The organism is Paenibacillus sp. AR247 (assembly GCF_002968895.1).
GTDB classification, from domain to species: Bacteria; Bacillota; Bacilli; order Paenibacillales; family Paenibacillaceae; genus Paenibacillus_AQ; species Paenibacillus_AQ favisporus.
On sequence record NZ_PCZT01000018.1, the window covers coordinates 76,470 to 88,443 of the forward strand.

Genomic DNA, 11,974 nt, shown 5'->3' on the forward strand with positions numbered 1-11,974 from the left:
GAGAAGCACTTCGTGCAAATGGAGGAAATTTGATGTATCCAACAAAGCGGCAATTAGAAAATTACGCGGAGCTAGCCGTCAAGGTAGGGGTGAACGTCCAACCTGGGCAGACCGTCGTGATAATGGCGCCGATTATGGCCGCAAACCTTGTCCGGCTGATTTCGCTGAAAGCATACGAAGCCGGTGCTCACAATGTCTATGTGGAGTATAACGATGAGCAGCTGTCGAGGATAAAGTACCTGCATGCTCCGGAAAAAGCATTGTCGGAATATCCGCAGTGGCGGGCAGACGCCATGGTGCAGTATGCGGAAAGCGGAGCGGCATTCATTCAAATCTACTCTCCTGATCCAGATTTGCTGAACGACGTGGAACCTGACCGCGTTGCCATAGCGTCCAAAACGGCCGCCGCCGCGTTGAACAAATACCGCAGCTATCTGATGGCCCACAAAAATGCCTGGACGTTATTGTCGTACGCCACGCCGGAATGGGCAAATAAGGTGTTCCCTGGTGAAGAAGAAAATTCCGCGGTGCTAAAACTGTGGGAGCATATTATTGAAGCGACCCGGATCGATCATGAAGACCCGGTATCCGCATGGGGAGTACATAACGCAAGACTCGGCAAAATGGTTCAAATTTTGAATGACAAAAGCTACAGGCAGCTTCAATTCGAAGCGACAGGCACTTCGCTGACGATTGATTTACCCGAAGGCCACATTTGGCTTGGAGGCGCTAAGTATAACGAAAACGGGGTCTTGTTTAATCCGAATATCCCGACAGAGGAAGTTTACACGCTTCCAAGCAGGGACGGCGTCAACGGAACCGTGAAAAGCACGAAGCCGCTAAATTATAACGGCGTGGTCATCAATAATTTCTCGTTGACCTTTAAGGACGGCAAAGTCATCGAGTTTGCTGCCGAGGAAGGAGCCGAGGCGCTGCAGAAGCTTTTGGATACAGATGAAGGAGCGCGGAGGTTAGGCGAGGTTGCACTCGTTCCTCACGACTCTCCGATTTCGAATTCGAATGTGATCTTTTATAATACATTGTTCGACGAAAATGCCTCCTGCCATCTGGCGCTCGGTCAAGCCTACCCGGTCAATCTTCAGAACGGCAAAAAAATGGATGTGGAGGAACTGCTGAACAAAGGCGCAAATCAGAGCCTGGTTCACGAGGACTTCATGATTGGCGCAGCCGATCTATCCATTGACGGAATAACGCGGGATGGACGCAAAGAAGCAATCTTGCGTAACGGAAACTGGGCATTCTGACCATTCTGACCATTCCGGCCGCTTCTTACGCCTTTAGGCGAACAAAGAAACCGCCTTTTTGAGAAAGAGCGGTTTCTTTGCGTTCTGATTGGTACAATCTTAAGGTGACCCTAATCTTGGGGTCATCGTCCATTCGGTCGTTTATTTCACGAAGAAAACCTGGAAAAGGAAAAAAGTTGGTCTATAAATTTCGCCATCATTTTGTCATAATTGTCGTTAAAAAGGTTTCAAAATCGTCAATTTTGTTTATATCTTTTTATAAGCATGCTTATGCTTATTTTGGTATGTCAGGGGTCGGACAGCAGTTCCTTTAAGATATAAACATGATGGAGAGAAAAATACAAAAACCAGGCTGCACTACCATGGCAGGAGGCGCAAAATGAACAGAGTACAGAATGATGAGGAGTATTCTTATTTACAGCATGTGTACCAAAATGCTCCTTTTGGTGTTGCCGTGATTACCGTCCGGGGAGAATGGGTTCAAGCAAACCCGGCGCTCACCCGCATTCTGGGATATTCCTGGGAGGAACTTCAGAAACAGCGTTTTGAGAGGTTGATTTACCGCGAGGATCTGGATACCAATTTGAACCAGGTGAGAACGCTTATTCAAAACTATCCCGAGCAGACTTCCATCGAAATAGAGGGCCGATACATCCGGAAAGATGAGAGAATCGTGTGGGCGGCCGTGCATATTTCCATTATGCCGGACGCGGATGGAAATCCCGAACATTACATCGTCGTTTTGAACGATATTTCCCATACCAAGGCTGCCGAGCAGAAGCTGCAGGAAACCGTCGAGCGGTATACCTCCCTAAAAAGATATAACCACGACGCGATCATTTCACTCGATTTAAATGGAAATATTTTGAATTCCAATACCCGAGCCGAGCAGATGACCGGCTGCAAGGTCAGCGAGATGGCGGGCAGGAGCATTGCGCGCTTTATCGGGGAGCGGAACTTGCAGCGGGTGTTGAAGGAAGCGCTGAACAACCCGACCGTAGAACAGGATATCAAGACGCTCCGGCATAAGGACGGCCACATGGTGGAGGTCATCACGACGCTGGCACCCATCATCATCAACAACAAAAATGTGGGCTTCTATATCATTGCCAAGGATTTCACCGAGCAGCGGCAGCTCATTATGGCCAAGGAGCTGGCGGAAAGTACGAATAAAGCGAAAAGCGAGTTTCTGGCGATGATGAGCCATGAGATCCGGACGCCGATGAATGGTGTCATCGGAATGACGGATTTGCTGGAGACGACGACGGACCTCGACGATGAGCAGAAGGAATATATCGAAATTATCCGCAAGAGCGGTGAAACGCTGCTGGCCATCATCAACGATATTCTGGATTTTTCCAAGGTGGAAGCCGGTATGACGGAACTGCAGGAGGATCTGTTCGATCTGAAACAGTGCATCCAGGAAACGTTCGATATGGTGTCCGCCAAGGCGAGCGCCAAACAGCTGGAGATGTCCTTTACCGTTGAGGACGACATTCCGGAGATGCTCTTCGGGGATCCCAAGCGGATCAAGCAGGTTCTCATGAACCTCGTGGGCAACGCGGTGAAGTTTACGCTTCATGGAGGGATTACGGTCAGCGTCCGGAAGGTGTTCGAGGAGGACGAGCTGATCGATCTGGAATTCAAGGTATCGGATACAGGCATCGGCATTCCGGATAACAAGCTGGAAGCGATCTTCGAACCGTTCTCCCAGGTGGATAATTTCATGACCCGCAATTATGAAGGAACCGGGCTGGGGCTGGCCATCAGCAAGAAGCTCGTGAACGTCATGGGCGGCAATATATGGGTAGAGAAAAAGGAAGGTCCGGGAACGACCTTTGTGTTTACGGTCCTTCTCAAGAACCGGCAGGAGCCTGAGCATGCCAAGCACTGCGAACAAAAGGAAACATCCGACACCGATCCGCTCAACATCCTGATTGCGGAGGACAATGAGATCAACCAGATCGTGCTCCGCAAAATGCTGGAGAAGCAGGGCCATGCGGTGACCGTCGTCACCAACGGCCACGATGTGCTGCGGGAAGCCGAGAATACGAAGTATGACATCATCTTCATGGACGTCCAGATGCCTGGTATGAACGGTCTGGAGACGACCCGCAAGCTTCGGGCGACCCTGCCGAAGGATAGCTGTCCGATGATCGTGGCGGTCACGGCCAACGCGCTGAAGGAGGACCGGGATATCTGCCTCGGGGCAGGGATGGACGAATACATCAGCAAGCCTGTCAAAAGCCAGCCTGTTCTTGCTGTATTGGAGCAGGTCAAGCGAAAGGTTGGCAGCCGGCGGTAACGGCAGGGCGAAGATTGACCGCCGATCCTAAACGGCTTTTCGCGGAATTCAAAAAGACCGGCCACGGAGGGAGTCTCCATGGCCGGTCTTTTATAGATTTGCGCCTTATTTTAAATCGTAGGGAAGCTCGAAGGTCCACAGGTCCGTGCCGTTTTCCTTGGCATCCGGATTGGTGACGCCAAAGTCATTGTCGTTCACAATGACCAGCGTATGTCCGTTCACCAGCGAGATGCCTTCAATTTTCTCGTTCGGATAGTTGAATTCCACCGCATCGAGAACGGTCCGCTTGAGCGGCGTCATAATGCCGGCTTGGCGAAGCTCGGCCGGGCTCATCTGCTCCAGCGTTTTGCCGCTAGGTCCCGCCTCGTCATACTTGCCGAGAATGTTGGTTGCATCGGTCAGGTTGATGGCATAAATCCGTTTGAGCTGGGCGGCATCGCCGGCATTTTTGTCACGTTCGTCGATCAGCAGGGTGTTCTCATCGATGACGTTAAGATCAGAAATGACGATATCGGATTGCTTCAGGTCCTTAAACTGGCCAGCGTCTTCAGTAAGATAGGCGTATTCGGCTACCGGCTTGAGAGTGGCCAGGTCGATCTTCAAAATGCGGAGCGCCCGGGAATTATCGACGCTCTTGTCGGGATTCCGCAGCGGGCTCTGCATAGCCATGAACATCCACTTCCCGTCCGGCGTAATTCCGACCGCTTCTGCACCGCGGTTCTGGCGGCGGTCCAAATAAACGGCAGGCAGCGTATTCTTCAGCGGCAGCGCTGCCGTGTTCAGCTCGGAGCTGATCCCTTGGGGAGCCAGGCGCTGCACCAGCGTACCGTCGCGTTTTACCTGTACGAGGTACGGGCCGTACTCGTCGGAGATCCAGAATGTATCGTCTTGTGGATTGTAGGCAAGCCCTTCGACATCAAGTCCATAAGGATCGTAAGAGATGACTTTCTGGGCGGTCGTCTCATAAGGGACCTCGTCCCGGGATTTCAGGTTCGGCAGTCCTGTAATCTTGCTGCTGCCCGTCACGGGATCTGTGCCGTTGATTTTGAGCGGAATGGTCTCCAGGACGGTGATTTTCCCTTGATCCAGCTGGATTTTATAGATGGACGGCGTATAGTTCGGCAGCGGGAACGTCCGGCGGGTCTCGCCGTTTACGTCGATTTCCCCGTTCGGGCCGCGGTCAGCCGTCGTATAGAAGACGTTATCCGGGTCGCCCGGGATATGCGTCAGCGAGGAGCCAATGCCAAATTTGATGCCCTCCGCCAGATCCGCATGATCCAACGTGTATTTACCGGTCAGCTTGGGCTTGTCCGTAAAAGAAGCCGTTTGGCGAACTTCGTCCCAGTCGACATACTTGCCGAGCAGGTTGCCGAGGTCGCGGATCGGAAAATACAGGTGATCCTGCTGCTCAACGGCAGGGACGGACGGTGTAAACGACTGTCCATTAACGGAATACTTCACATCGGCCGGTGCTGCCGATGCGCTCTGAAGCAGGGCTGTGCCCCCCACGGACAAGGCCGCGAGGGCGGAAACGAACCATTTTTTTGTCATAGTGATGAACCCCTTCCCGAAGGATATGTATAAACAGCTTGTCTGCTTCAGTGTACGCTTGCAGTGTTAACGCATCATTATCGGAACGTCACCGCAGGGTAAAAGGGGGTAAACTTCCGTCTTCACGCAGCTTGGAGAAGCCCGATGGAATCGCCGGGTTAGAAATCGCGGTCCGTTTTTTGCTACAATAGTACACAGGACTTGAATAAGCATTCTTAAAGAGAGTGGGGAATGAGATATGAACGTATCGGAAGCGATCCGCTCCAGACGGAGCATCGGGAAAGTGACGCAGGAGGAAGTGCCTGCCGCTTCCATTGAACAAATTCTGGAGGCGGGCACCTGGGCGCCGAACCACCGGATGACCGAGCCATGGCGCTTCTTCGTCCTTCGCGGGGAAGGACGGGATCTGCTCGGCAACGCATTGGCGGAAGTCGCTGTGGAGCAGGCGGGCGGACCGGGATCCCCGGAAGCCGAAGCAGCGGCGGAATCGGCTCGGCAGAAGCCGATGCGCGCCCCGGTTGTCATCGCTGTGGCGGTCACGCCGAAGGATCACCCCAAGGTGATTGAACTGGAGGAGTACGGAGCGGTGTTCGCGGCGATCCAGAATATGCTGCTGGAAGCGCATGCCCTGGGTCTCGGAGCGATCTGGAGAACCGGCGAGCCGACATACCACGCCAAGATGAACGAGCACTTCGGTCTTGGCCCGAACGACAAGGTACTCGGCTTTATTTATCTGGGCGTTCCGGCTGAAGGACAGGCGCCTCAAGGCAAACGCACGCCTTACCAGGATTTGACCGTCTGGGTGGACCGGGCGGATGCATTAAAGAAATAGAGGGTGGCTGAATAACGCGGCTGCTCTTATGCGGAAGAAGAGCCTGCGCGGCAAGCGCGGGCTTTTTTTTCGTGAAACGGGAAGGGAGAGCTGTCAAATGATGTTCCTTGAATTGAATTTCACCGCTTTACTTGACAACAGGGCGGTGATTGTACAAAGCTTAGGGCAGAGAGGAGGCTTATGATGGATAAGCATTGGAAGGCGCTGTGGATTTGGGGAGAGGGAGAGCCGAGCCCCCGGAATGAATGGAGATGCTTCCGCAAGACCTTTGCCTATGAGGGGGACCCGGGACGCCCTGTATCGCTCAGCATCACCGCAGACTCGCGCTACGTTCTTTTTGTAAACGGTTACCTGGCCGGTAGGGGAACGACGCGCTCCTGGCCGAAGGAGCAGATGTATGATACATACAGCATCGGGCACCTGCTGCGTCCGGGGGCTGACAATACGATTGCGGTGCTTGTCCTTCATTTTGGACTGGCCAATTTTTATTATCTCGCCGGGCGCGGGGGACTGATCGCCCAGGTGGAGTACGGGGACGAGGTGATCGCCGCCACGGACCGGACCTGGAGAACGGCCAAGCTGGCGGCCCAGGACAGCACTTCTCCGCGGATGTCTTGTCAGCAGGGATTTGCCGAAGTGTACGACGCAAGGCTGTGGGATGAGGCATGGAACCGGCCGGGATACGATGACGCCTCCTGGAGTGCCGCGTTGGAAATTGGCCCGGCAGGAACGCAGCCATGGACGCGGCTCATTCCAAGGGACATCCCGTTCCTGACGGAGGAGAAGAAGTACCCGTCCAAGGTGATGTCTTTGGCACGCGTCAAGGCACCAAGGTTCACGGCCGCCATCGACCTGCGGAACCAGATGGTGAAGGACAGCATCACGCACGCCAACCCGGTAGGCTTTACCGGCCTATTGGCTGCGGTACTGGTCATGGAAGAGGACGGCGAAGTAGCCATCGGCTTTCCGACCGGAACGCGGGCCGACGATCTGTACGTAGACGGCATCCGCTGCACCCCGGCGCATGTGGATCAGCCGGAAACATACTACACGCTGACCTTGGGCAGCGGGAGTCATCTGCTGCTGATGGACATTACGTCGGGCGACCACGGCTCGGTGTTCCACATCGGAGTGGACAGCGAGGCGGCGTTTACGCTGCGGGCTCCACTTCACGCGGCACTAAATGAGGAGGGCAATCCGTTTACGGCCGTCGGCCCTTTCGATGCGGTTGAGTATATCGATTACAAGGACGGCCGGGAACTCCGCAGGGACGATCCGGACTATTTACGGCTGAAGACGATCCGGACCGAGCAGGAGCTTCAGGGCTATGAACGCTGGATGCAGCCTGTGTCGAGACAGCTGTATTCGGCCGTGGATGTATTCGGGGCCAGCGTGTGGCGGACGCTGAGCGAAAAACACCGGGTGCCGCAGGAACTGCAGTTTGCGGTGCTGCCGACGCAGAACTTCGCACAGCTCGAGCCGTTCCCCGATGGTGACTGTGAGATCGTGATTGATCTGGGCAAGGAGCGTTCCGGTTTTATCGGCCTCGAACTGGACGCGCCGGAAGGCACGGTCATTGATGCGTACGGGGTCGAATACATCAAGGACGATTACCGGCAGCATACGTACGGCCTCGAAAATACGTTCCGTTATATATGCCGGTCCGGCCGCCAGTCTTACCTGTCGCCCGTCCGCCGCGGCTTCCGGTACTTGATTCTGACCATCCGCGAACAGCGTGGTCCGGTGAAGCTTCACGAAGTATACATCCGGCAGAGCACGTATCCCGCCGCCGAGATCGGCGCGTTCCGCTGCTCGGACGCCAGGCTGAACGATATTTGGGACATCAGCCGCCACACGACCCGGCTGTGCATGGAAGACACGTTCATCGACTGCCCTTCCTATGAGCAGGTGTTCTGGGTCGGGGACAGCCGCAATGAGGCGCTCGTCAATTATTATGTGTTCGGCGTGACCGACATCGTCAAACGCTGCCTGCGGCTGGTTCCGGGATCGGCGGACATGACGCCGCTGTATGTGAACCAGGTGCCGAGCGCCTGGAACAGCGTGATCCCGAACTGGACCTTCTTCTGGGCCATCGCCTGCCGCGAATTTATTTCCCATACGAACGACACGGCGTTTGCGGCGGAAATCTGGCCGGCGATTCAGCTGACTATGGAGGCCTACCTGGAACATCTGAATGGGGACGGACTGCTGGAGATGAAGGGCTGGAACTTCCTGGATTGGGCCCCGATCGATCAGCCGCGTGAAGGCATCGTGACCCATCAGAACCTGTTCTTGGCCAAGGCGCTGCGCGATGCGGCAGCCATTGCGGCAGCGGCCGGGCAGGAAGGGACCGCCGCCGCATATGAGGAAGCATCCAGGCGGCTGACGGAAGCCATTAACCAGCATTTATGGTCCGATGAGCGCCACGCCTATCTGGACTGCATCCATGCGGACGGCCGCCGTTCCGATACCTTCAGCATGCAGACCCAGGTGGTCGCCTACCTGTGCGGGGCCGCTACCGGCGGCAGAAAAGCGCTGATGGAAGCCTATTTGAAGTTTCCTCCCGCGGATTTCGTGCAGATTGGCAGCCCGTTCATGTCCTTCTTTTATTACGAGGCGCTGGAGGAGGCCGGCCAGTTCGAGCTGCTGCTCGCGGACATTCGGGCTCATTACGGGCAAATGATCGATAACGATGCCACCACCTGCTGGGAGATGTACCCGAACTTCAGCGAAAACCGGGCCAATCCGAACCAGCTCACCCGGAGCCATTGCCATGCCTGGTCCGCGGCCCCTGGATATTTTCTGGGCGAATGCATTCTCGGCGTAAAACGGCTGGAGGACGGATGGAGCAAGGTGGCGGTCGCTCCCCAGCCGTGCGGACTAACCTGGGCCAGCGGCATCGTTCCGCTGCCGGACGGCGGCGAAATCCGCGTCCGCTGGAACGTTTCGGACAACCGGATGATGCTGCGCGTGGAGTCTCCGGCTGATGTGGAGGTCGAGGTGCGTTTTCCGGAAGGAATGCAGGGTGAAGTTGAGCTCGTATAGCGGAAAAGGATATCATTCAAGCGTTTATGGTGGAGACGTACCTTATACGGCAGATGCTGTCGGTGAGGCAGCTCGTCCCTTCCCGGTACTTGGCTTGTACACGAAGGCTGCGGTTCAGCAGGGCTGTCCGCAGTCCTTTACTTTTTGTAACCTTTTTATATAGACAAGTTCTGTCAGGCATACATAGCAAACTTTGAAATCATGGGGCGGACTTTCGTAAGCGCGAAAAGTAACAGTCATTGAATCTACCATGCTATGATATACTGATAATAGGTAGATTATGGATGTTCTGGAGGGAGTTATGGACAAACCTTTCGTTTTCATCGGCTCATCCAGGGAAGCCATTCCGATCGTGAATGCGGTGCAGGAGGAACTGGAGCACTACGCGGTCGTGACTCCTTGGCATAGAGGAGTGTTTCACGCCAACCGTTATACGATGGAGGACTTGGAAGCCCAGATCCAGGGTAGCGATTTTGCGGTTTTTGNGTTCCACCCTGATGACGTGACGCTCGTGCGGGGTAAGTTATATTATACAGCCAGAGATAATACGGTGTTTGAGATGGGCTTGTTTTGGAGCAAACTGGGGAGAGAACGGGTATTTTTTCTCGTTCCGTCGCATATTCCTGAGCAGGAGGATGAGGAGGAGGAACGGATTGAAGGCTTTAAGACGCCTTCGGATCTGTTCGGCATGACCACGCTCACCTATCAGATGAACCCGCGCAACTGGAATGCGGCCGTGGGCGTCTCGTGCAGTAAAATCGGCAGCATGATCGAGCATTGGGGCAGCAAACAGAGCGATCCTTACGATCTGCTCCGTGAATCCGAAGAGGAGAGGGACAGGCTGCTGAAGATTATCGGCTTTTTTGAGGAATTGAATCATAAGCCTGCACTCGATACGGATATTTACAACCGGATCTGCCGGGCGCTGCGGCTGTCGTTTATTTCCACGCCGTATACGGTCAGCGGCACAGCACTTTTCAAAGCCGGGGACCGTACAATAAAGCAGGTCGGCAGCGACGGGGTTGGCGAAATCGGCTATGAATATTCCTTGGATGCCAATGTCAACCTGAGACCGGGAGAAGAACCGATCCATGTGGTGGACGTTCACGCCAGCGGAAATGTGACATTTAGTCAACGAAATCGCAAATCGGTTGTGAAGGAATATATCTTGTGTTATCCTTTAGCGAGAAGATACGTGTTCACGGTCCACCTGAGGGGTTCCGTCCAGGTCACGGAGCAGATTTTTGAGGAGATATGTTATCTCAATAAAGCGTTACTGGATTCAATTCATGATTTATTAGGAGGGGAATCGTCATGAGTCAACGACACAGACCCACTTTTCGCAAATATGGTCTTAGGAGTACGGCGATCCTGCCTCTGAGCGGGCTGAAGAAAGTGGTAGCCCCGTCCGTTGACGGCCCAGACGAAACGTATACCGTTCTGTTCGAGAAGAAGGCGGAATACGGCAAACCCGTATACAAATAATGACGCTAGACCGCACTCCGTCAGGATGCGGTCTTTTTTATATGATCGGGCGGGATCGGATACTCCGGGCGGTGTCAACCGCTTGATTCAATGTCGCGTACCCCTTGCCTAATTAGAAGTCCGGCACATGTTTTCGCGTGGAATGTCGAGTTATTCATATTGATAACGAAGTGCCGGGCAGTAGGATGCCGCGCCAGCCGCTTACATCGCACTGGCCATATTCGTTGTGACCCACAGCCACCACCGTGCCATCCGATTTCAGTCCGACGGTATGCGTACAACCCGCCGCGACGGCCACCAGATCACCCCAGCCACTTACATCGCACTGGCCATATTCGTTGTGACCCACAGCCACTACCGTGCCGTCCGATTTGAGGCCGACGGTATGATAACTGCCCGCCGCAATCGCCACCATTCCGCTCCACCCGCTGACATCGCATTGGCCGTGCTTATTCAGACCCACAGCCGCCACCGTACCATCCGAGTGAAGCCCGACGGTATGAAGGTAACCTGCGGCTGCCGCGACGATGCCGCTCCAGCTGCTAACATTACATTGGCCATACCGATGATTACCCACGGCTGTCACTGTGCCGTCCAATTTAAGACCCACAGTATGCCAGTCACCCGCCGCGACCGCAGCTATATCACGCCAGCCGCTAACATCGCATTGGCCTTCATGATCTCGACCCACGGCTACCACCGTGCCATCCGATCGCAGGCCGATGGTACGGCGCCAGCCTGCCGCTGCCGCTGCGATATCGCGCCAACCGTCTACGCTGCATTGGCCATGCTTATTCCAACCCGCCGCGACCACCGTACCGTCCGATTTCAGACCGACAGTATGGGCATTGCCTGTGTTCGCCGCCATATGAACATTACCGGCCGCAACCGCCACCAGATCACGCCAGCCGCTTACATCACATTGGCCGTATTTATTATCGCCTGCAACCACCACCGTGCCATCAGATTTCAGACCAACGGTATGACGGGGACCCGCCGCTATAGTTTGCCTAGGCCACTGTTTCACCTTTAACGCCGCTTCTTTCGATGTCATGCAATCCATGTCTACCTCCTTGAAAACAAAACTTAGGAAAGATTTATTTTTATAGCAGGACGTACGCCATAACCGCTTATGCTGTTATTCCCATAGCTGCGAATACTGCAGCCTGTCCCTACAAAATACGCGCGTGAAGGCTTGTTACCTTGGGTTCGCAGCCACCACCAGGAGCAGCCGGCTTCTTCGCCGTCCTTGAGGATATAGTTGTCTTTGTTCGATTTGTCATATACATATAAGCTGCATCCATCGGGCTTGTTCGTCTTGGCAAAATCGGTTCCAACCGCACGCCTCACATCCTTGCCGTGAATCCCGGATAAGTTCTCTAGCTCGGCAACGCTAAGCAGAAAAACCTTGTCCTCCGTATCCGGGCAGCCTTCTCCGTTGTCCGTACAATGAGCCGTCTTGATGAATTGCTTTTCGGCGCCGCGAAAAGC

9 protein-coding genes are annotated in these 11,974 nt (G+C 54.5%); 6 read left to right on the plus strand and 3 right to left on the minus strand.

Annotated features, from left to right (window positions below; all coding sequences use genetic code 11):
• Nucleotides 1-32 precede the first annotated feature (32 nt).
• Complete coding sequence (locus tag CPT76_RS26090; protein ID WP_105444980.1) at nt 33-1,265, plus strand: aminopeptidase; 1,233 nt, start codon at nt 33-35, stop codon at nt 1,263-1,265.
• 379 nt (nt 1,266-1,644) lie between these two features.
• The gene (locus CPT76_RS26095) at nt 1,645-3,570 is read left to right on the plus strand and encodes a PAS domain S-box protein (protein WP_105444981.1); all 1,926 of its coding nucleotides are present in this window, start codon (nt 1,645-1,647) and stop codon (nt 3,568-3,570) included.
• A 105-nt stretch (nt 3,571-3,675) separates the two neighbouring features.
• On the opposite strand, the gene CPT76_RS26100 is transcribed toward CPT76_RS26095, so the two are convergent.
• Nucleotides 3,676-5,121 (minus strand): esterase-like activity of phytase family protein, encoded by a 1,446-nt coding sequence (locus tag CPT76_RS26100; RefSeq protein WP_105444982.1) that lies wholly within the window; start codon nt 5,119-5,121, stop codon nt 3,676-3,678.
• A gap of 238 nt (nt 5,122-5,359) precedes the next feature.
• Here CPT76_RS26100 and CPT76_RS26105 point away from each other — a divergent pair, with 238 nt between their 5' ends.
• From CPT76_RS26105 to CPT76_RS37820, 4 genes are all read left to right on the plus strand, one after another.
• Nucleotides 5,360-5,953 carry a nitroreductase family protein gene (locus CPT76_RS26105; RefSeq protein ID WP_105444983.1) on the plus strand — a complete coding sequence of 198 codons (594 nt, stop codon included), beginning with the start codon at nt 5,360-5,362 and terminating at the stop codon, nt 5,951-5,953.
• Between the two features lie 183 nt (nt 5,954-6,136).
• Nucleotides 6,137-8,998, plus strand: a complete 2,862-nt coding sequence (locus tag CPT76_RS26110; RefSeq protein ID WP_105444984.1) for a family 78 glycoside hydrolase catalytic domain — start codon at nt 6,137-6,139, stop codon at nt 8,996-8,998.
• A gap of 301 nt (nt 8,999-9,299) precedes the next feature.
• Nucleotides 9,300-10,316 (plus strand): TIR domain-containing protein, encoded by a 1,017-nt coding sequence (locus CPT76_RS26115; RefSeq protein WP_181153048.1) that lies wholly within the window; start codon nt 9,300-9,302, stop codon nt 10,314-10,316.
• Nucleotides 10,313-10,483, plus strand: coding sequence for a hypothetical protein (locus tag CPT76_RS37820; RefSeq protein WP_163881768.1), 171 nt, complete (start codon nt 10,313-10,315; stop codon nt 10,481-10,483). The genes CPT76_RS26115 and CPT76_RS37820 overlap by 4 nt, the downstream gene beginning before the upstream one ends.
• Nucleotides 10,484-10,637: 154 nt before the next feature.
• Here the strand turns inward: CPT76_RS37820 and CPT76_RS26120 are convergent, their stop codons facing one another.
• Both CPT76_RS26120 and CPT76_RS26125 read right to left on the minus strand, forming a co-directional pair.
• A complete protein-coding gene (locus CPT76_RS26120) occupies nt 10,638-11,546 on the minus strand; it encodes an RCC1 domain-containing protein (RefSeq protein WP_105444986.1) in 909 nt (302 codons plus the stop codon).
• A 23-nt stretch (nt 11,547-11,569) separates the two neighbouring features.
• On the minus strand, nt 11,570-11,974 hold a 405-nt coding region (locus CPT76_RS26125; RefSeq protein WP_258168813.1), incomplete at its 5' end, for a DUF6273 domain-containing protein.